Origin of the sequence: Pseudomonas kilonensis (genome assembly GCF_001269885.1) — a bacterium.
GTDB lineage: Bacteria > Pseudomonadota > Gammaproteobacteria > Pseudomonadales > Pseudomonadaceae > Aquipseudomonas > Aquipseudomonas kilonensis.
In genome coordinates, this window is record NZ_LHVH01000014.1 from 68453 (window position 1) to 88331 (window position 19879).

Genomic DNA, 19879 nt, shown 5'->3' on the forward strand with positions numbered 1-19879 from the left:
TCATCCCGGACGCAGCAGGGCTCAGGGGTACTTGCGCTTATCCGGCGCCGGCGGGAAGTACTGGTACAACCAGGTCTCGCTCAAGGTCCGGTCCTTGGTGCGAATGAACAGGCGCATCTGCACCGGCTCTACACTGTCGTCGGTCGGGTACCAGTCGAATGTGATGCGGTAGCCCTTGATTGCATCCAGCACCAACACGTTGAAGTCCTTCACTTCGCCATGGGAGCAGGTCACCACGGGTTCGATACCGGTGCCCGGCGGCAGTTGGTCGAGGCCGCCGCCGCTGAAGTCCACGGCAAAGCGACGGGCCCAGACGGTCGGGTAATGCTCGCCCGGTGCCCAGCCTTCGATGAAACCGCCCATGCCTGAGCGGGTGGCGTCGACGTGGGCCAGGTCGGTGCTGACCGGCGGCAGTGCGCTCCAGTAGAGCTTGTAGCCATAGTTCAGCGAGTCGCCGGCGGCCACCGGTTTTTTCGGCGTCCAGAACGCGACAATGTTGTCCAGGGTTTCGCCGGTGGTAGGAATCTCCAGCAAGTCGACCGAGCCTTCGCCCCAGGCCGTCGTCGGTTCGACCCACAGGCTTGGGCGCTTGCTGTACCAGTCCACGGTGTCCTGGTAGCTGGCGAAGTCGTGGTCGGTCTGCACCAGGCCGAAACCTTTCGGGTCCTTGTCGGCGAAGGCGTTGAATTGCAGGGTAGCGGGGTTGTTCAACGGCCGGCACACCCACTCGCCGTTGCCGCGCCACATGGCCAGTCGGTCGGAATCGTGGATTTGCGGGTGAATGGTGTCGCACATGCGCCGTTCGACGGTGCCACAGCTGAACATGCTGGTCATGGGGGCGATGCCCAGCTGCTCGATGGCAGTACGGGCATTGACGTGCGCGTCGATCTCCATCACCACCCGGGTCGGCTGGCAATCGATGTCAAACCGATAGGCACCGGTGGCGCTGGGGGAGTCGAGCAGGGCATAGACCACGAAGCGGGTGCTGTTCTTGTCCGGGGTTTCAAACCAGAACTTGGTGAAGTCCGGGAACTCCTCGCGCTTCTTCGCATAGGTGTCGATGGCCAAACCGCGGGCCGACAGCCCGTACTGGCCGCTGGCATCCACGGCGCGGAAGTAGCTGGCCCCCAGGAACGAAAGGATGTCGTGCCGGTCCAGCTCCGGCGCCTTGAAGACGCGAAAGCCGGCGAAGCCCAGGTCACCCTTCAATTGCGAGGTGTTGACCGTGGTTTTCTGATAGTTGAACAGCTCCGGGCGGAAGTGCACCTCACGGGCCATGCGCGTCTTCGGGTCGACGCTGTACATGCGCACCGGCTGCTTGAAGCCCATGCCGACGTGGAAGAATTGTGCGTCCAGTTGCCCGTCCAGCTCATTCCACAGCGAGTGATTGACGTCGTACTGGATGGCGTTGAACTGCAGCGGCGACATTTGGGCCAGGGTTTCTGGCAGGACTTGCTTGGTGTCGACATAGCGGCTCTCGGCCAGCCGCTTGGCCTGATCCTTCAAACCGTTGAAATCGAAGGGGCGGGCTTCGCCGTCGGCAGTCTGATCGGCGGCCCAGGCGCGTGCGGCCATGAGGCCGGAGGCCGACAGCCCAGTGTAGGCGGCGAAGGCCATGGAGGCCTTGAGCAGATTCCTGCGGTGCATAAATACAACCTTTCTCGAAACAGTCCCGAGCCGATCCTGGCTACAGAGACTGATAAATGAGTTCGGACATGCCTTTGGCCAAACGCGACGAACGTTAGAACAGATGCCTGAGAGCAGGATCGGTTCACCGAGGCGCAAAATCATAGGGGAAATACGGGCTTTGAGAGCAAGGAAAGCGTGGCTTGGTCAAATTTTCTTACAGTTATTTCTTTTTTTATGTCGATTCCGACTTTTTTTGACTAATTACTCTAAAACTCCCTTTTCACGCTTTGAATCCTCCCTATTCTTTAGCGTGATAGGCGATCTAACCCGGATTCAGACGGCGTTATCAGGTCAACCTCGACGTAAAGAAGGACAACTCATGACAAAAATACAGGGCATTACCGAAATGCTGGGGATCTTTCCAGGCCTGACCAACCCACGCAGGACACGCCGGCTCAGCCTGGAAGAATTGAGACTGGTGGAGCGCTATCGGGAGTTGTCGGAAAACGACCGCATCGCCATGCGCTATCTGGTGGATGCGATGCGCAGTGTTTCGCGGTTTTAGCGGCCGGGGCGGGGAGCACCGGCCGACATCACTCCAACGACCAGTCCTGGCGACGTTCGGTGCGCTGGTGCAGTATCCGCAGGACCTGCAGTTGCCCATGCATGAGCCGGTAGGGGGCTACGAATGGGTAGCGCGTCAGTACCAGCTCTCGAATATCAGGAACGACTGACGGACGCCCCGAGCCGGGAAAGCGTTGCAGTTGGCGCAGTGTCTCCAGGATGGCGCTGATGACAGCATCGGCGCCTTCTGCACCGATGGCGCCTTGGTAATGTTCGTGGATCGAGTCGAGGTCACTCTGTGCTTTGTCGGTCAGTACGATGCTCGGCACGTTTTGCCCACTTAGCCTTCACGGCGTCCAGATCGGTCAGGTTTCCAGCGTCGGCATCGGCTATGCCTTCGCTGATGGCTTGCAGATGCCAGGATTCGGCCTCCACATATCGGACCAGTGCACGCTTGAGGTGATACTGACGGTCGCGGTCGGTGGCGGCGGCCAGCAAGTCCAGCTGTTGGGCCAGACCTTCTTCCACACGAAAGGACAAAACGGGCGAGGCCATGGCTGATCTCCAAGGTGTATACGTTGTAGACACCCTAGGTGCTGCCAGGATTTGCGTCAACCGGCGAGCGTGCACCGATCGACGAAAACCTTAGCAGGACGAACGCGGGGCAGGCGTGGGCATGTGTTGCCAAGGTTGTCTTGGCGTCAATGCTTGAACATCACATGCCGCACCACCGTGTAATCCTCCAGCCCATACATGGACATGTCCTTGCCATAGCCGGAACGTTTCTGACCGCCATGGGGCATTTCGCTGACGAGCATGAAGTGGGTGTTCACCCAGGTGCAGCCATACTGCAGGCGTGCTGACAGGCGATGGGCACGGCCGATGTCGGCGGTCCACACCGATGAGGCCAGGCCGTAGTCCGAATCGTTGGCCCAGGCCAGCACTTGTGCCTCGTCGAGGAACTGCGTGACGGACACCACTGGCCCGAAGACTTCCCGACGGACGATTTCGTCATCCTGCTGGGCGTCGGCCAGCACCGTCGGCTCGAAGAAAAACCCGTTGCCGTCGACGGCCTTGCCGCCGGTGATCAGGCGGATATGCGACTGGGCGATGGCCCGTTCGACGAAACCGGCCACGCGGTCGCGGTGCTGGGCGGTGATCAGTGGGCCCATCTCGGTGTCTGGCGCGGTTTGCAGGCCGTACTTGATGCTCCCCACCGCGGCGCCGAGCTTCTCGACGAACTGCTCGTAAATGCCTTTCTGGGCATAGATGCGGCAGGCGGCGGTGCAGTCCTGGCCGGCGTTGTAGAAACCGAAAGTGCGAATGCCTTCCACCGCCGCGTCAATATCGGCGTCGTCGAAAATGATCACCGGGGCCTTGCCGCCCAGTTCCATGTGCATGCGTTTGACGCTGTCGGATGTGCTGGAAATGATGTTCGAGCCAGTGGCGATGGAGCCGGTCAGCGACACCATGCGCACTTTCGGGTGGGTGACCAGCGGGTTGCCGACGGTCTGCCCACGACCGAAGATCACGTTGAGCACGCCGGCCGGGAAAATCTCCGACGCCAGTTCCGCCAGGCGCAGCGCCGTCAGCGGGGTCTGCTCCGACGGCTTGAGCACCACGGTATTGCCGGCCGCCAGGGCCGGGGCGATTTTCCAGGCGACCATCATCAGCGGGTAGTTCCACGGCGCGATGGAGGCGATGACGCCCACCGGGTCGCGGCGGATCATCGAGGTGTGCCCCGGCAGGTATTCGCCGCCTGCCGAACCACTCATGCAGCGGCTGGCGCCGGCAAAGAAGCGGAACACGTCGGCAATCGCCGGGATCTCGTCGTTCAGCGCGGCACTCAAGGGTTTGCCACAGTTGTCCGACTCCAGTTCCGCCAGTTCTTCGCCGTGGGCTTCGATGGCATCGGCCAGCTTGAGCAGCAACAGGGAGCGGTCCTTGGGCGGCACTTGCGACCAGGCCTCGAAGGCGGCATCGGCGGCGCGCACGGCGGCATCGACCTGGGCTTCGCTGGCTTCATTGATCTCCACCAGCACCCGGCCCAGCGATGGGTTGAACACCGCCTGGCCAGGGCCTTCGCCGTTCACCAGATGGCCGTTGATCAGCAGTTTGGTTTGCATGTCCATGTCCTCTTGATTCTTGCTTTTGATCTGGGTGGGAGCGGCGGTGCGGCGATCCGACTTGCTCGCGAAGGCGGCGTGTCAGTCGACGCAAATGTTGGATGACACACCGCCTTCGCGAGCAAGCCCGCTCCCACAAGGGATCCGGTTCCACAGTGAAATCTATTTCCCGCCGCTACCGGCCACGCTCTCCCCCCCACGGGTCAGGTAATACGCGCCCAATATCGGCACCATCGTGACCATCATCACCAGCATCGCCACCACGTTGGTCACTGGCACATCGCGAGGGCGGCTGAGTTGGTTGAGCAGCCACAGCGGCAAGGTGCGTTCGTGGCCGGCGGTGAAGGTGGTGACGATGATCTCGTCGAATGACAGCGCAAACGCCAGCATCCCGCCGGCCAGCAGTGCCGACCCCAGGTTGGGCAAGATGATGTAGCGAAAGGTCTGCCAGCCGTCGGCCCCCAGGTCCATCGAGGCCTCGATCAGGCTGTGGGAGGTGCGGCGCAGGCGGGCGATGACGTTGTTGTAGACGATCACCACGCAGAAAGTGGCATGGCCGACGACGATGGTGAACATCCCTGGTTCGATGCCCAAGGTCTTGAAGGTCGCCAGCAGCGCAATACCGGTGATGATGCCTGGCAAGGCAATCGGCAGGATCAGCATCAGCGAAATGCCTTGCTTGCCGAAGAAATCGCGTCGGTACAGCGCCGCCGAGGCCAGGGTGCCAAGCACCATGGCGATCAACGTGGCGATGGCCGCGACCTGCAACGACAGCTTGATCGCCTCCAGCACATCCGGGCGCGCGAAGGCGACGCTGAACCACTTCAGGGTCAGGCCCTTGGGCGGGAAGCTGAACGCGGCGTCCTCGGTATTGAAGGCGTAGAGGAAGATGATCAGGATCGGGAAATGCAGGAACACCAGCCCGCCCCACGCCGCGATCCGCAAGCCCCACGAGGCCCGGTCTTGAGAGTCAGAGTGCATCGAAAGCTCCCAGTCGCTTGACGATGGATAAATACAGGGCGATCAGCACGATGGGCACCAGGGTGAACGCCGCGGCCATGGGCATGTTGCCGATGGCGCCTTGCTGGGCGTAGACCATGCTGCCGACGAAGTAGCCCGGCGGGCCCACCAACTGGGGCACGATGAAATCCCCCAGGGTCAGCGAGAAGGTGAAGATCGAGCCGGCGGCGATACCGGGGATCGACAGCGGCAGGATCACCTGCATGAACGTCTGGTGTGGCCTGGCGCCCAGGTCGGCCGAAGCTTGCAGCAGCGATGGCGGCAGACGCTCCAGGGACGCCTGGATCGGCAGGATCATGAACGGCAGCCAGATGTAGACGAACACCAGAAAACGCCCCAGGTGTGAGGTGGACAAGGTGCTGCCACCCACGCCGGGAATCCCCAGCACGAACTGCAACACCGGCCCCAGGCCCAGGTGCTGGACGAACCATTGCGCCACGCCACCCTTGGCCAGCAGCAGCGTCCAGGCATAGGCCTTGACGATATAGCTGGCCCACATCGGCAGCATCACCGCGATGTAGAAAAACGCCTTGGTCTTGCCACTGGTGTAGCGCGCCATGTAGTAGGCAATCGGGAACGCGACGATGGCGCTGGCGATGGACACCGCTATCGCCATGCTCAGGGTGCGCAAAATGATGTCGAAGTTCGACGGCTGGAACAGCGCCGCGAAATTCGCCAGGGTCAGGTCCGGCGTGACCGCCATGGTGAAGTCGTCGAAGGTGTAGAAACCCTGCCACAACAAGGTCAGCAGCGAGCCCAGGTAGATCGCGCCGAACCAGATCAGCGGCGGCACCAGCAACATCGACAGGTACAGGTTGGGGCGCCGGTACAGCAGGTTGGAAAAGCGTCGCAACGGTGAACCGGGCGTGGGCGTTTGAGCGATGGCCAGGGTGTTCATCTCACACCTCGCCACTGACGGTGTCGTGCAGCGCGACCATCGCCTCCCGCGCCCAGCGTACGCTCAGGTGCTGGCCGGTCTGGTGCTGGGCCGTGTTGTCGAACCACTGGGTGTTGGCCTGGCTGAGGTTCAGGGTCTGGCCGTTGGCAAGCTTCAACTCGTAGCGCGTGGCGCTGCCCTGGTACTGGATGTCGTGCAGCAGGCCGTGGACTTCGATCTCACCACTGGCCAACGGGCCCTCGGCGAAACGCACGTGTTCCGGGCGAATCGAGAACGGCTGTGGATAACCGCTCAGTTCCCGGGCCAGTTCGCCACGGATCACGTTGGAGGTGCCGACGAATTCGGCGACGAAGGTGGTCGCCGGTTTCATGTACAGGTTGCGTGGGGTATCGACCTGTTCGATGCGGCCCTTGTTGAACACCGCCACGCGGTCGGACATCGACAGTGCTTCGGTCTGGTCGTGGGTGACGAAAATGAAGGTGATGCCCAGTTGGCGTTGCAGCTTCTTTAACTCGCCCTGCATCTGTTCGCGCAGCTTCAGGTCGAGGGCGCCCAAGGGTTCATCGAGCAGCAACACCCGCGGGCGATTGACCAGCGCTCGGGCCAAGGCCACCCGTTGACGCTGGCCACCGGAAAGCTGCACCGGCTTGCGTTCGCCGTAACCGCCCAGGGCAACCATCTCCAGCGCTTCGTCGGCGCGCTTGATGCGCTCGGCCTTGGCGACGCCTTTGACTTTCAGGCCGTAGGCCACGTTGTCGCGCACGTTCATATGGGGGAAGAGGGCGTAATCCTGGAACACCGTGTTGACGTCCCGCTGGTACGGCGCAAGCCCGGTGGCCTCTTCGCCGTGGATGCGGATCGAGCCGGCACTGGGTTGTTCGAACCCGGCGATCAGTCGCAGGCAGGTGGTCTTGCCCGAACCGGACGGGCCCAGCATCGAAAAGAACTCGCCGTCCTGGATGTCGATGCAAACCCGGTCAACGGCTTTCACTTCGCCAAATTGACGGGATACCTGGGTGAATTGGACTGCAAGCGTCATGGTGCGGGGCTCCAAAAAGCGCGACTTCTGTTGGATCGGAGGTGAGTTGCCGTGCACCAAACCTGTGGGAGCAGTGCTGTGGGAGCAAAGCTTGCTCGCGATACAGGCGCCTCGGTTCCCCGGGAGACCGCATTATCTTCATCGCGGGCAAGCCTTACTCCCACACAGTGAACTACACCGACTGATTGGGTTTAACGCCCACCCATGATCGCAATGTAGTCCTGGGTCCAGCGGCTGTACGGCACGAACTTGCCGCCCTCGGCCTGTGGGGTTTTCCAGAAGGCGATCTTGTCGAACTGATCGAAACCGTTGGTCTTGCAGCCCTCGGCGCCCAGCAGCTCGCTGCCCTTGCACGCCGCCGGCACCGCTGGCAACGAGCCGAACCACGCGGCGACGTCACCCTGGACTTTCGGTTGCAGCGACCAGTCCATCCATTTGTACGCGCAGTTGGGGTGCTTGGCCTCGGCGTGCAACATCGTGGTGTCGGCCCAGCCGGTGGCGCCTTCTTTCGGAATGGTCGAGGCGATCGGTTGTTTTTCGTTCATCAAGCCGTTGACCTGATACGGCCAGGCGCCGGACGCCACCACGCCTTCGTTCTTGAAGTCGCTCATCTGCACGGTGGTGTCGTGCCAGTAGCGGTGGATCAACGGCTGCTGGGCCCGTAGCACTTCCAGCACGGCCTTGTACTGGGTTTCGTCGAGTTGGTACGGGTCCTTGATGCCCAGCTCAGGCTTGGCGGTCTTGAGGTACAGCGCCGCGTCGGCGATGTAGATCGGGCCATCGTAGGCTTGCACGCGCCCCTTGTTCGGCTTGCCGTCGGGCAAGTCCTGGGCGCTGAACAGCACGCTCCAACTGGTGGGCGCCTGCTTGAACACCTCGGTGTTGTACATCAGCACGTTCGGGCCCCACTGGTACGGGGTGCCGTAGGTCTGCTGGTTGACCACGTACCACGGCGCATCCTTGAGGCGCGGGTCGAGGTTTTTCCAGTTGCTGATCAGTGCGGTGTTGATCGGCTGCACACGCTTGCCGGCAATCAGCCGCAACGAGGCGTCGCCCGAGGCGGTGACCAGGTCGTAGCCACCCTTGGTCATCAGGCTGACCATTTCGTCAGAGGTGGCGGCGGTTTTTACATTGACCTTGCAACCGGTTTCCTTCTCGAAACCGGTGACCCAATCGTAGGCCTTGTCGCTTTCGCCGCGTTCGATGTAACCCGGCCAGGCGACGATATCCAGTTGGCCTTCGCCGGCGCCAACGGCCTTGAGTGGTTCGGCGGCCTGGAGGCTGACGCTGGTCAGCAGCGCCGTGGTGATTGCGCTGAGCAATACGGTCTTGTGCGCGTACATGGAAATCCCTCTTGCTTTAATTATGGTCGGGGCAGTGTTCGAACAGGGTGAAGCGCCATGGATGGCCTGTTATTAGAGTAGTGCTGTTATCTACAGATGCTGGCCGTGGCGGGCCATGATGTGGCGCACCACGCTGTAGTCCTGGAGCGAATCGCTGGACAGGTCTTTGCCGTAGCCCGAACGTTTCAGGCCGCCGTGGGGCATTTCGCTGACCAGCATGAAATGGCTGTTGATCCAGGTGCAGCCGTATTGCAGGCGCGCCGCCACCTGCATGGCCTTGTCGAGGTTCTGGGTCCATACCGAGGACGCCAGGCCGTATTCGGAGTCGTTGGCCCAGTCCACCGCCTGGCTGAGTTCGTCGAAGCGGGTCACGGTGACCACCGGGCCGAATACTTCGCGCTGGACGATTTCATCGCTTTGCTTGCAGCCGGCCAGCAGTGTGGGCTGGTAGTAGAAACCGGCGCCGGAATGCACCGCCGCGCCGGTAATGCGTTCGATGTGTGGTTGGCCGAGGGCGCGTTCGACAAAACTGGCCACGCGGTCGCGCTGGCGGGTGCTGATCAGCGGGCCGATCTCATTGTCGGCGTCGCGCTTGCCGGCAAAGCGCAGGCTGCTGACCGCAGCGCCGAGTTCGGCCACCAGACGGTCGTGAATTGCGCCTTGGGCGTAGATCCGACACGCCGCCGTGCAATCCTGCCCAGCGTTGTAATAACCGTAGGTGCGCACGCCTTCGACCACGGCCTGGATGTCGGCATCGTTGCACACGATCACTGGCGCCTTGCCGCCCAGCTCCAGGTGCGTGCGCTTGAGGGTTTTCGCTGCTGCCTGGAGGATCTTCTGCCCGGTGACGATATCGCCGGTCAGCGAGACCATGCGCACCTTGGGATGGCTGACCAGATGGCTGCCGACACCTTCGCCGCCCCCGCAGAGGATGTTGATGACGCCTCGTGGCAGGATCTGGGCCAGTGTCGGCGCCAGGGCGAGGATCGACAGCGGCGTGTGCTCCGATGGCTTGAACACCAACGTATTGCCGGCGGCCAGGGCCGGGGCGATTTTCCACGCGGCCATCATGATCGGGTAATTCCACGGTGCAATGGACGCCACCACGCCAATCGGGTCGCGACGCACCATGCTGGTGTAGCCGGGCAGGTATTCGCCACTGAGCTGGCCGGTCTGGCAGCGCACGGCGCCGGCGAAGAAACGGAATACATCTACCGTCGCACTGAGGTCGTCCTGGCGCGCCAGGTGCAGCGGCTTGCCGCAGTTCAGGGATTCGAGGCGGGCCAGCTCATCGGCGTTCTTTTCGATGGCGCTGGCGATGTCCAGCAGCAGGTTCGAGCGTTGTTGCGGCGTGGTGCGCGACCAGCCGTCGAAGGCCTGATGGGCGGCGAGGATCGCGGCTTCGACCTGCTCGGTACTGGCCTCGGCGATGTGAGCCACCACTTCGCCGGTGGCCGGGTTGAGGATCGGCTCGACAATGCCTTCACCGGGAACGAGTTCCCCGTTGATCAGCAACGCGGTGCACAACGGGGTTTGCGTGCCAGCCATGTCCGATTTCTCTTTTTATATCGGTTGAAACACAGAGCCTGTGGGAGCGAGCTTGCTCGCGATAGCGGTCTGTCAGTTGAATCAATGTTGCCTGACCCACCGCTATCGCGAGCAAGCTCGGCTCCCACAGGAACGGGTAGCGTAGTCAGATTAGTGCTCAGATCCGAGGGCAACAAATTCGAAATACTCAAGGCTGCGTTCGATTAAATAGATGGCTTTCGCCCGCCATGGGGCTGTTCCCGGGCGACGGCCAGGAACGGGTCGACCGACGCCGGTCGCGCGGTGCCTCGGCGCCAGGCCAGGCCGACGTCGAGGGTCTGGTTGAGGTCGGCAATCGGTCGCGCTTCGATGATGTCGCCTTCCAGCGACCAGGGGCGGTAGGTCATGTCCGGTTGGATCGATACGCCCAGCCCCGCTGCCACCAGGCTGCGCACCGCTTCGGTCGAGGCCGTACGCAGGGTGATCTTCGGTTGCAGGCCGGCACCGCGCCACAGGCGCTGGGCGTTGCGGTCCATTTCATCGACGTTCAGCTGGATCAGCGGCTCGCGGGCCACATCGGCCAGGTGGATGCTGTCGTGCTCCAGCAACGGATGCTGCGCCGGCAACCACAAGCGGTGGGGTGAATGCGTCAGGACTTCGGTCTGCAGGGCGTGGCGGTCTTCCAGGTTGGACAGGATCAGCACCCCGACATCGATTTCGCCGCTGACCAGCAGATGCTCGATGTACGGCCGTTCGTCCTCCATCACGCGGATATCCACGTTGGGATAGGCGCGCTGGAAGCGGGTCAGCAGGTCCGCCAGGTAATAACCGGCAACCAGGCTGGTGACGCCAATGGTGACTTGGCCGGCGACCTGGTCGGTGCTTTGTTGCAGGCTGCGCTTGGCGTTGTCGACGGTGGCCAGGATCAGATGGGCCTGGCGCAGGAATTGATGGCCCTGGTGGGTCAGGGTCATGCCTTTGGCGTGGCGGTTGAACAGGCTGACGCCGATTTCCTGTTCCAACTGCTGGATGGCCAGGGTCAGGGTGGACTGGGAAATGAATGCCGTTTGCGCAGCGGCGGAGATGGAGCCGGTTTCAGCCACGGCGATGAAATGACGGATCTGACGCAGGGTCATCATGGTCGAATACCCAGTGGGCGATTTTATCGATGTGCTGGAGTGTATATCGTTTTTTTAGAAGGGTAGGTGAGCGCGTCTTTGAATGAGCCAGGCAACATCTGGAAGCAATCTCGCCGGAGGCGCCGGGGCACTTTCGATCTAGGCTGGGGGCCTTACGTTGACCCGAAATGTGGAGACGACAAATGAACACCCGTGGATTGCTCGATCAGCTTCTCAAATCCGGCCAGGAAATGTTGCAGAACAAGGCTGGCGGTTCCCAAGGCAAGTCGTCCGGCGGTCTGGGCGGGTTGCTCGGTGGCTCCGGCAACTTGGGCGGGATGCTTTCCGGCGCGGGCGGCGGGGCACTGGCCGCCGGGGCCATGGGCCTGTTGCTGGGCAACAAGAAAGCCCGCAGCTTCGGCGGCAAGGCCCTGGCCTATGGTGGCCTGGCTGCCTTGGGCGTGATCGCCTACAAAGCCTATGGCAACTGGCAGGCCCAACAGGGCAACGCACCGAAAACCGAACCGCAGACCCTCGACCGCGTGCCTGCGGCGCAGGTCGAGCAGCATAGCCAGGCGATCCTCAAGGCGCTGGTGGCAGCGGCCAAGGCCGATGGCCATGTGGACGAGCGCGAGCGGCAGTTGATCGAAGGCGAGTTCACCAAGCTCGACAACGACCAGGAACTGCAACACTGGCTGCACGCCGAACTCAACAAGCCCCTGGACCCCACCGACGTCGCCCGCGCCGCCAGCACCCCGGAAATGGCGGCGGAAATGTACATCGCCAGCGTGATGCTGGTGGACGAGGAAAACTTCATGGAGAAGTCCTACCTCGACGAACTGGCGCGCCAACTCAAACTGGAGCCAGGGTTGAAGGTGGAACTGGAAAAACAGGTACGCCAGGCGACTGTATAGATCAGTCCCAACTCATTCCCCTGTGGGAGCGGGCTTGCTCGCGAAGGCGGTGTGTCAGTTAATGGAAATGTCGACTGATGCACCGTTTTCGCGAGCAAGCCCGCTCCCACAGTGGTTTTGTGGTGTTTGGCGGTCTTGGGTCCAACCCATTTCCCTGTGGGAGCGAGCCTGCTCGCGATGGGGCCCGGTCAGTCACAGTGTTTTTGACTGATGCACCGCTATCGCGAGCAGGCTCGCTCCCACAGGTCAAATCCCCTCACACCGCCATACTGGCCCGGCGCCGCCCTCGGCTATACTGCCCAACATTTCAAGTGCCCGAGGTTTTACTGTGAAGAATTGGACATTGCGCCAACGCATCCTGGCGAGTTTTGCGGTGATCATCGCCATCATGCTGTTGATGGTGGTTGTCTCGTATTCACGGTTGTTGAAGATCCAGGACAGCGGAGAAAAGGTCCGGACCGATGCGGTGCCGGGGGTATATTTCAGTTCCATGATTCGCGGCGGCTGGGTCGACAGCTACGTCTTGACCCAACAAATCGTCGGCCTTTCGGGCAACCGGGAAATCACCGCCCAGGACAAGGCCCGCTACCAGGGCTTCGAGCAGCACCTGCGCGAAGAAATACAGAACTATCAAAAACTGATCCAGAACCCCGCCGACCAGGCCTCTTTCGACGAGTTCGAGGCCAATCACCTGGCGTTCAACCAGGCCATGGCAAAGGTCCTGGACTTGTACCAGCGCAAGGACTACGAAGGTGCGCGGCAGGCCTTGGACAAAGAGCTGACGCCAGAATGGATCGGCGGCCGCGGGCATTTGAACCAGATCATCGAGCGCAATCGTGAGCTGGCGGAAAACGCCACCCTGACCATCGGCGATGCGGTCACCGCGGCCAAGATCGCCATGGGCCTGTCGTTCCTGGTCGCGCTGATCATCGCCGTGCTGTGCGGGTTGTTGTTGATGCGGGCGATCATGGGGCCGATGAACCGTATCGTCGAGATTCTCGAGATCATGCGCAGCGGCGACCTGAGCGGACGCCTGAACCTGGCGCGCAAGGACGAATTCGGTGCGGTGGAAACCGGCTTCAACGACATGATGGCCGAACTGACCTCGCTGGTGTCCCAGGCCCAGCGCTCCTCCGTGCAGGTCACCACCTCGGTCACCGAGATCGCCGCCACCTCGCGCCAGCAGCAGGCCACGGCCACCGAAACCGCCGCCACCACCACCGAGATCGGCGCGACCTCCCGGGAAATCGCCGCCACTTCCCGGGACCTGGTGCGCACCATGACCGAAGTGTCCACCGCCGCCGACCAGGCTTCGGTGGCCGCCGGCTCCGGCCAGCAAGGCCTGGCGCGCATGGAGGAAACCATGCATTCGGTGATGGGCGCCGCCGACCTGGTGAACGCCAAGCTGGCGATCCTCAACGAGAAGGCCGGCAACATCAACCAGGTGGTGGTGACCATCGTCAAAGTGGCCGACCAGACCAACCTGTTGTCCCTCAACGCCGCCATCGAGGCTGAGAAGGCCGGTGAGTACGGGCGCGGTTTCGCCGTGGTTGCCACGGAAGTACGGCGCCTGGCCGACCAGACCGCCGTGGCGACCTATGACATCGAGCAGATGGTGCGCGAGATCCAGTCCGCGGTATCGGCCGGTGTGATGGGCATGGACAAGTTCTCCGAAGAAGTGCGTCGGGGCATGGCCGAAGTGCAGCAGGTGGGTGAGCAACTGTCGCAGATCATCCATCAGGTTCAGGCCCTGGCGCCGCGCGTGTTGATGGTCAACGAAGGCATGCAGGCCCAGGCCACCGGTGCCGAGCAGATCAACCACGCCTTGGTGCAGTTGGGCGATGCCAGCAGCCAGACCGTGGATTCCCTGCGCCAGGCCAGTTCCGCCATCGACGAGCTGAGCCAGGTCGCCGTAGGGCTGCGCAGCGGCGTCTCGCGTTTCAAAGTCTGATGGGCGAACTAGAGACCCGCCGTGGCGCCGCACCGACGGCCCGCCAGTCGTTGTTCCTGGTGTTCTGCATCGGCAACGAACGTTACGCCCTGCAGGCCATCGATGTGGTGGAAGTGCTGCCGCGCCTGCCTCTCAAGCCGATTGCCCGGGCGCCGTCCTGGGTGGCGGGGGTGTTTGCCTGGCGCGGCACGGTGGTGCCGGTGATCGACCTGTGCGCCCTGACCTTCGGCCAGAGCGCCGAGGCCCGGACCAGTACGCGATTGGTGCTGGTGCGCTATCAGGGCGACGCACAACAAATGGGACAAGTGCTGGGGTTGATCCTGGAACAGGCGACCGACACCGTGCGCTGCGCCCCGGCCGATTTCAAACCCTATGGCCTGGACAACCGGCAGGCGCCGTACCTCGGCCCTGTCCGTGAAGATGCCCTGGGGTTGCTGCAATGGGTGCGGGTCAATGACCTGCTCGATGAATCCGTTCGGGCGCTGCTGTTTCCTGCGCCGCCGCTGAACCTCGATGACCTCGAGGCCACGCCATGAACAACGACCAGCGTTTTTTCGATTTCCTCAAGGAGCGCATCGGCCTGGATGTGACCTCCGTCGGCACCGCGATCATTGAGCGGGCCGTGCGCCAGCGCATCATTGCCGTGCCCGGGCGAACCGCCGATGAATATTGGCAGGCCCTGCAGCATTCGGCCCAGGAGCAGCAGGCGCTGATCGAAGCGGTGATCGTCCCGGAGACCTGGTTCTTCCGCTACCCGGAATCCTTCGCGACCCTCGCCAGGCTGGCCGTCAAGCGCCTGGCCGAGATCAAGCACCTGCGCGCGCTGCGCATCCTCAGCCTGCCGTGTTCCACTGGCGAAGAACCTTATTCGATTGCCATGGCCTTGCTCGACGCAGGCCTGGGACCGCATCAGTTCAAGGTAGACGGCCTGGACGTCAGCCCGCTGTCGGTGGCGCGGGCCAAGGAAGCGCGCTACGGCAGGAATTCCTTCCGTGGCGCGGAACTGGGTTTTCGCGAGTGGTACTTCGACGCCGAAGACGAGGGTTATCGCCTCAGCGAGCGGGTGCGTGAACAGGTGCGTTTGCAAGTAGGCAACCTGCTGGATCCGGCTTTGCTGGTGAACGAGGCACCTTACGATTTTGTGTTCTGTCGCAACCTGTTGATCTATTTCGACCAGCCGACCCAACAGCAGGTGTTCGAGGTGCTCAAGCGTCTGACCCATCAGGACGGCGTGCTGTTCATCGGCCCCGCCGAGGGCAGCTTGCTGGGCCGACTGGGCATGCGCTCGATCGGGATCGCCCAATCGTTCGCCTTCAGCCGCCAGGGGGCCCCCGAGCCGCAACCGTTGCCGGCCTTGATGCCGACCCCGCTGCCGGTTCGTCAGCCACCGCCCCGCGTTGTCCCTCCGGTGATTCGGCCGCGGCCGTTTGCGGCGAGCGTGACGCCGATTGTCGAGCCCAAAAGCAGCGATGCCGCGACCTTGCTGGCCAATATCGCCGCCCTGGCCAACGGTGGCAAAAGCGCCGAGGCCCGCGTGGCTTGCGAAGCCTACTTGCGCAGCCACGCGCCAAACGCCCAGGTGTTCTATTGGTTGGGCCTGCTCAGCGACATGGCTGGCAGCGCCCTTGAAGCCCAGGGTTTTTATCGCAAGGCGCTTTATCTTGAACCGCAACACGCCGAGGCCCTGGTGCATCTGGCGGCGCTGCTGGCTTCCCAGGGAGACGCGGCCGGAGCCCGTCGATTGCAGGAACGCGCCGCCCGTAGCGGGCGCGCGGCAGACAGTGAGCACAAACGATGAGCGGTTCGGCTTCTTACACCGTCACCCATGACGATGCCCAGGCAATCGACGACTGCTGGAATCGCATCGGCGTGCATGGCGACAAATCCTGTCCGCTGTTGGTCGAGCATATCCACTGCCGCAATTGCTCGGTGTATTCGGCGGCCGCCACCCGGCTGCTCGACCGTTATGCCTTGCCGCAGGATCAGCGGGAGGTGTCCCTGGCCCCGGTGGACACCGATGTGGTCACGCGTTCGCTGCTGATGTTCCGCCTCGGCGAGGAATGGCTGGGCCTGACCACGCGCAGCCTGGTGGAAGTGGCGCCGTTGCAGCCGATCCATTCCTTGCCCCACCAGCGCTCGCGGGCCTTGTTGGGCGTGGCGAATGTACGCGGGGCGCTGGTGGCCTGCCTGTCGCTGGTCGAGCTGTTGGACCTGGAGCCCGGCGCGGCGGTGGCTGCCGGCGCACGGGTGATGCCGCGCATGTTGATTGTCGCGGCCAAGGGCGGGCCGGTGGTGGTGCCGGTGGATGAGGTGGACGGCATCCATGCCATCGATGAGCGCATCCTGGCGAGCGCTTCGCAATCGACGGGCAAGTACACCCGTGGCGTGCTGCCCTTCAAGGGCCGCAGCCTGCGCTGGCTGGATGAAGAACAGCTGCTGTCCGCCGTGGCCCGGAGCCTGTCATGACCCCAGATCAGATGCGTGACGCCTCGTTGCTGGAACTGTTCAGCCTGGAAGCCGAAGCCCAGACCCAGGTGCTGAGCACCGGCCTGCTGGCCCTGGAGCGCGACCCGACCCAGGCCGAGTACCTCGAGTCGTGCATGCGCGCGGCGCACTCCCTCAAGGGCGCGGCGCGCATTGTCGGGGTGGACGCCGGGGTCAGCGTGGCCCATGTGATGGAGGATTGCCTGGTCAGCGCCCAGGAGCGGCGCCTGGTGTTGGGCGCCGAGCACATCGACGCCTTGCTGCAAGGCACCGACCTGCTGACGCGCATCGCCACCCCGGGCAACAGCGTCGGCGCCGCGGACATCGACGCCTATGTGGGGTTGATGGGGCGTCTGCTTGATCCCAACGCGCCACAGGCCCCGGCAATGGTCTTACCAACCGTCGAGACACCGGTCGAGCCGCTACGCGTCGAGCTGCCGGAAGTGGAACTGCCCCCGGCAACGGAGCCTGCCCCCAAGCGCAAACGGGTCACCGAAGGCGGCGAGCGGGTCTTGCGGGTCACGGCCGAACGCCTCAACAGTTTGCTTGATCTGTCGAGCAAATCCCTGGTGGAGACCCAGCGCCTCAAGCCCTGGCTGGCGACGATGCAACGCCTCAAGCGCCAGCAAAGCAGCGGCCTGCGCGCCCTTGAAGAGCTGAACGTACACCTCAAGGACCATGCCCTGAGCCTGCAAGCCCAGGAAGCCCTTGGCGATGCCCGCCGTTTGCTCGCCGAAACCCAGCAATGGCTGGCGCAGAAAACCGCCGAGCTGGATGAGTTCGCCTGGCAGGCCAGTCAACGGGCGCAGGTGCTGTACGACACGGCGCTGGCCTGTCGCATGCGCCCGTTCGCCGATGTGCTTTCGGGGCAGACACGCATGGTCCGTGACCTGGGCCGCAGCCTGGGCAAACAGGTGCGCCTGGAGATTGAGGGCGAGAAAACCCAGGTCGACCGCGATGTGCTGGAAAAGCTCGAAGCGCCGCTGACCCATTTGCTGCGCAACGCCGTGGACCATGGCATCGAAACCCCGGAGCAACGAATGCTGGCCGGCAAGCCCGCCGAAGGCCTGATCCGCCTGCGGGCTTCCCATCAGGCTGGCCTGTTGGTGTTGGAGTTGGCGGACGATGGCGCCGGGGTGGACCTGGAACGGGTGCGCCGCAGCATCGTCGAGCGCGGCCTTTCCCCTGAGCAAACCGCCGCCAGCCTGAGCGAAGAGGAGCTGCTGACCTTCCTGTTCCTGCCCGGTTTCAGCCTGCGCGACAAAGTCACCGAAGTGTCCGGGCGCGGCGTCGGCCTGGACGCCGTCCAGCACATGGTCCGGCAACTGCGCGGTGCGGTGGTGCTGGAGCAGACGGCGGGCGAGGGCAGTCGCTTTCACCTCGAGGTACCGCTGACGCTGTCGGTGGTGCGCAGCCTGGTGGTGGAAGTCGGCGATGAAGCGTACGCCTTTCCCCTGGCCCACATCGAACGCATGTGCGACCTGGCGCCGGAAGACATCGTCCAGGTCGAAGGTCGCCAGCATTTCTGGCACGAAGGCCGGCATATCGGCTTGGTCGCCGCCAGCCAGTTGCTCAATCGCCCGGCGACGCAAGGCAGTAGCCAGACCCTCAAGGTCGTGGTGATCCGCGAGCGCGAGACGATCTACGGCGTGGCGGTGGAGCGCTTCATCGGCGAGCGGACCCTGGTGGTTTTGCCCCTGGACGAACGCTTGGGCAAGGTCCAGGACATTTCCGCCGGGGCCTTGCTCGACGATGGCTCGGTGGTGTTGATTGTCGATGTCGAAGACCTGCTGCGTTCGGTGGACAAATTGCTCGATACCGGGCGCCTGGAACGCATCGCCCGACAGAACCAGGCCCAGGCCCCGCGCAAGCGGATCCTGGTGGTGGACGATTCCCTGACCGTGCGCGAGCTGCAACGCAAATTGTTGCTCAATCGCGGCTACGACGTGGCGGTGGCGGTGGATGGCATGGATGGCTGGAATGCATTGCGCTCGGAGGATTTCGACTTGCTGATCACCGACATCGACATGCCACGCATGGACGGCATCGAGCTGGTGTCGCTGTTGCGGCGCGACAACCGCTTGCAGTCGCTGCCGGTGATGGTGGTGTCCTACAAGGACCGTGAAGAAGACCGCCGTCGTGGTCTCGACGCCGGGGCCGACTATTATCTGGCCAAGGCGAGTTTTCACGACGACGCCCTGCTCGACGCCGTGGTTGAATTGATCGGAGGGGCGCGCGCTTGAAGATCGCCATCGTCAATGACATGCCCCTGGCGGTCGAGGCCCTGCGTCGTGCCCTGGCGTTCGAGCCGGCGCATCAACTGGTCTGGGTGGCCGCCAACGGCGCCGAGGCGGTGCAACGCTGCGCCGAATACACCCCGGACCTGATCCTCATGGACTTGTTCATGCCGATCATGGATGGCGTGGAAGCCACCCGGCGGATCATGGCCGACAGCCCATGCGCTATTGTGATTGTCACCGGGGACAGCCAGCAGAACGTCCACCGGGTGTTCGAGGCCATGGGCCATGGCGCGCTGGATGTGGTCGATACCCCGGCCTTGGGGGTCGGTAACCCGGCGGACGCTGCAGCGCCGCTGCTGCGCAAGATCACCAACATCGGCTGGTTGATCGGTGAGCGCAACAAGCGTGAACGACCGCCAGCGGCGCAGCGTGCGGCAGTGTCGCGCAAGAGCCTGGTGGCCATCGGGTCGTCGGCGGGCGGGCCGGCGGCGCTGGAGGTGCTGCTCAAGGCGCTGCCGCGTGACTTTACCCCGGCCATCGTGCTGGTCCAGCATGTGGACGAAGTGTTCGCCGCCGGCATGGCGGAGTGGCTGGGCAGTGTCTCGGGCCACACGGTGCGCCTGGCCCGGCAGGGCGAGACGCCACAGAGCGGCACGGTGTTGCTGGCCGGGACCAATCATCATCTGCGCTTGTTGAAGGACGGCACCCTGGCCTACACCGCCGAGCCGGTGAACGAGATCTACCGGCCTTCCATCGACGTGTTTTTTGAAAGTGTCGCCCAGTACTGGAGCGGTGACGCGGTGGGTGTATTGCTCACCGGCATGGGCCGCGACGGTGCGCAAGGGCTTAAACTGATGCGCCAGCAGGGCTATGTGACCATCGCCCAGGACCAGCGCAGCAGCGCGGTGTACGGGATGCCCAAAGCGGCGGCCGCCATCGACGCCGCCGTCCATATTCTCGCCCTGGACGCTATCGCGCCACGGCTGTTGGAGATTTTTACCCCATGATGAACCCCGCCAGCCTTGC

Annotated in this window: 18 protein-coding genes; 8 read left to right on the top strand and 10 right to left on the bottom strand. The window is 63.2% G+C overall.

All coding sequences use genetic code 11. The features are described from left to right. Window positions 1-21: 21 nt before the first annotated feature. A complete protein-coding gene (locus AD662_RS05100; protein ID WP_018611092.1) occupies window positions 22-1647 on the bottom strand; it encodes a glucan biosynthesis protein D in 1626 nt (541 codons plus the stop codon). A gap of 361 nt (window positions 1648-2008) precedes the next feature. On the opposite strand from AD662_RS05100, the gene AD662_RS05105 reads away from it, so the two are divergent. Then, window positions 2009-2194 (top strand): hypothetical protein, encoded by a 186-nt coding sequence (locus AD662_RS05105; protein ID WP_003198116.1) that lies wholly within the window; start codon window positions 2009-2011, stop codon window positions 2192-2194. Between the two features lie 28 nt (window positions 2195-2222). Here AD662_RS05105 and AD662_RS05110 read toward each other — a convergent pair whose 3' ends face one another. The 9 genes from AD662_RS05110 to AD662_RS05150 form a co-directional block, all read right to left on the bottom strand. Beyond that, the gene (locus AD662_RS05110; protein ID WP_053185839.1) at window positions 2223-2522 is read right to left on the bottom strand and encodes a type II toxin-antitoxin system RelE/ParE family toxin; all 300 of its coding nucleotides are present in this window, start codon (window positions 2520-2522) and stop codon (window positions 2223-2225) included. Then, window positions 2485-2748: a CopG family ribbon-helix-helix protein gene (locus AD662_RS05115; RefSeq protein WP_003198119.1), complete on the bottom strand. Its 264-nt coding sequence runs from the start codon at window positions 2746-2748 to the stop codon at window positions 2485-2487. Before AD662_RS05115 ends, AD662_RS05110 begins: the two co-directional genes overlap by 38 nt. Window positions 2749-2894: 146 nt before the next feature. Continuing rightward, window positions 2895-4319 (bottom strand): gamma-aminobutyraldehyde dehydrogenase, encoded by a 1425-nt coding sequence (locus tag AD662_RS05120; protein ID WP_018611085.1) that lies wholly within the window; start codon window positions 4317-4319, stop codon window positions 2895-2897. Between the two features lie 162 nt (window positions 4320-4481). Next, window positions 4482-5300: an ABC transporter permease gene (locus AD662_RS05125; RefSeq protein ID WP_018611084.1), complete on the bottom strand. Its 819-nt coding sequence runs from the start codon at window positions 5298-5300 to the stop codon at window positions 4482-4484. Next, entirely contained in the window at window positions 5290-6237 is a 948-nt protein-coding gene (locus tag AD662_RS05130; RefSeq protein ID WP_018611082.1) for an ABC transporter permease, read from the bottom strand. Before AD662_RS05130 ends, AD662_RS05125 begins: the two co-directional genes overlap by 11 nt. 1 nt (window position 6238) lies before the next feature. Further along, the gene (locus tag AD662_RS05135; protein WP_053185841.1) at window positions 6239-7276 is read right to left on the bottom strand and encodes an ABC transporter ATP-binding protein; all 1038 of its coding nucleotides are present in this window, start codon (window positions 7274-7276) and stop codon (window positions 6239-6241) included. A gap of 191 nt (window positions 7277-7467) precedes the next feature. After that, window positions 7468-8619 (bottom strand): putative ABC transporter substrate-binding protein YdcS, encoded by a 1152-nt coding sequence (gene ydcS, locus AD662_RS05140; protein ID WP_018611078.1) that lies wholly within the window; start codon window positions 8617-8619, stop codon window positions 7468-7470. 90 nt (window positions 8620-8709) lie between these two features. After that, window positions 8710-10167 (bottom strand): gamma-aminobutyraldehyde dehydrogenase, encoded by a 1458-nt coding sequence (locus AD662_RS05145; protein WP_053185844.1) that lies wholly within the window; start codon window positions 10165-10167, stop codon window positions 8710-8712. 203 nt (window positions 10168-10370) lie between these two features. After that, window positions 10371-11285: a LysR family transcriptional regulator gene (locus AD662_RS05150; RefSeq protein ID WP_053185847.1), complete on the bottom strand. Its 915-nt coding sequence runs from the start codon at window positions 11283-11285 to the stop codon at window positions 10371-10373. A gap of 182 nt (window positions 11286-11467) precedes the next feature. On the opposite strand from AD662_RS05150, the gene AD662_RS05155 reads away from it, so the two are divergent. The 7 genes from AD662_RS05155 (at window position 11468) to cheB (ending at window position 19860) form a co-directional block, all read left to right on the top strand. After that, complete coding sequence (locus AD662_RS05155; RefSeq protein ID WP_018611069.1) at window positions 11468-12178, top strand: tellurite resistance TerB family protein; 711 nt, start codon at window positions 11468-11470, stop codon at window positions 12176-12178. Between the two features lie 328 nt (window positions 12179-12506). Next, window positions 12507-14129 (top strand): methyl-accepting chemotaxis protein, encoded by a 1623-nt coding sequence (locus tag AD662_RS05160; RefSeq protein ID WP_018611067.1) that lies wholly within the window; start codon window positions 12507-12509, stop codon window positions 14127-14129. Then, the gene (locus tag AD662_RS05165) at window positions 14129-14665 is read left to right on the top strand and encodes a chemotaxis protein CheW (protein ID WP_018611065.1); all 537 of its coding nucleotides are present in this window, start codon (window positions 14129-14131) and stop codon (window positions 14663-14665) included. Before AD662_RS05160 ends, AD662_RS05165 begins: the two co-directional genes overlap by 1 nt. Then, the gene (locus AD662_RS05170) at window positions 14662-15927 is read left to right on the top strand and encodes a CheR family methyltransferase (RefSeq protein WP_018611063.1); all 1266 of its coding nucleotides are present in this window, start codon (window positions 14662-14664) and stop codon (window positions 15925-15927) included. Before AD662_RS05165 ends, AD662_RS05170 begins: the two co-directional genes overlap by 4 nt. Further along, on the top strand, window positions 15924-16595 hold the full coding sequence (locus AD662_RS05175; RefSeq protein ID WP_053185850.1) for a chemotaxis protein CheW: 672 nt from the start codon (window positions 15924-15926) through the stop codon (window positions 16593-16595). Before AD662_RS05170 ends, AD662_RS05175 begins: the two co-directional genes overlap by 4 nt. Next, on the top strand, window positions 16592-18856 hold the full coding sequence (locus AD662_RS05180; protein ID WP_053185853.1) for a hybrid sensor histidine kinase/response regulator: 2265 nt from the start codon (window positions 16592-16594) through the stop codon (window positions 18854-18856). The genes AD662_RS05175 and AD662_RS05180 overlap by 4 nt, the downstream gene beginning before the upstream one ends. Beyond that, window positions 18853-19860, top strand: coding sequence for a chemotaxis response regulator protein-glutamate methylesterase (cheB, locus tag AD662_RS05185; protein WP_053185856.1), 1008 nt, complete (start codon window positions 18853-18855; stop codon window positions 19858-19860). The genes AD662_RS05180 and cheB overlap by 4 nt, the downstream gene beginning before the upstream one ends. Window positions 19861-19879: the final 19 nt, after the last annotated feature.

Excerpts from the sequence above, each read along its gene's own strand:
- AD662_RS05180 (WP_053185853.1), top strand. The coding sequence starts at position 16,592 with ATGACCCCAGATCAGATGCGTGACGCCTCGTTGCTGGAACTGTTCAGC.
- AD662_RS05150 (WP_053185847.1), bottom strand. The coding sequence starts at position 11,285 with ATGATGACCCTGCGTCAGATCCGTCATTTCATCGCCGTGGCTGAAACC.
- AD662_RS05165 (WP_018611065.1), top strand. The coding sequence starts at position 14,129 with ATGGGCGAACTAGAGACCCGCCGTGGCGCCGCACCGACGGCCCGCCAG.
- AD662_RS05170 (WP_018611063.1), top strand. The coding sequence starts at position 14,662 with ATGAACAACGACCAGCGTTTTTTCGATTTCCTCAAGGAGCGCATCGGC.
- AD662_RS05105 (WP_003198116.1), top strand. The coding sequence starts at position 2,009 with ATGACAAAAATACAGGGCATTACCGAAATGCTGGGGATCTTTCCAGGC.
- AD662_RS05120 (WP_018611085.1), bottom strand. The coding sequence starts at position 4,319 with ATGCAAACCAAACTGCTGATCAACGGCCATCTGGTGAACGGCGAAGGC.
- AD662_RS05155 (WP_018611069.1), top strand. The coding sequence starts at position 11,468 with ATGAACACCCGTGGATTGCTCGATCAGCTTCTCAAATCCGGCCAGGAA.
- AD662_RS05115 (WP_003198119.1), bottom strand. The coding sequence starts at position 2,748 with ATGGCCTCGCCCGTTTTGTCCTTTCGTGTGGAAGAAGGTCTGGCCCAA.
- AD662_RS05175 (WP_053185850.1), top strand. The coding sequence starts at position 15,924 with ATGAGCGGTTCGGCTTCTTACACCGTCACCCATGACGATGCCCAGGCA.
- AD662_RS05125 (WP_018611084.1), bottom strand. The coding sequence starts at position 5,300 with ATGCACTCTGACTCTCAAGACCGGGCCTCGTGGGGCTTGCGGATCGCG.
- AD662_RS05130 (WP_018611082.1), bottom strand. The coding sequence starts at position 6,237 with ATGAACACCCTGGCCATCGCTCAAACGCCCACGCCCGGTTCACCGTTG.
- ydcS (WP_018611078.1), bottom strand. The coding sequence starts at position 8,619 with ATGTACGCGCACAAGACCGTATTGCTCAGCGCAATCACCACGGCGCTG.
- AD662_RS05100 (WP_018611092.1), bottom strand. The coding sequence starts at position 1,647 with ATGCACCGCAGGAATCTGCTCAAGGCCTCCATGGCCTTCGCCGCCTAC.
- AD662_RS05145 (WP_053185844.1), bottom strand. The coding sequence starts at position 10,167 with ATGGCTGGCACGCAAACCCCGTTGTGCACCGCGTTGCTGATCAACGGG.
- AD662_RS05135 (WP_053185841.1), bottom strand. The coding sequence starts at position 7,276 with ATGACGCTTGCAGTCCAATTCACCCAGGTATCCCGTCAATTTGGCGAA.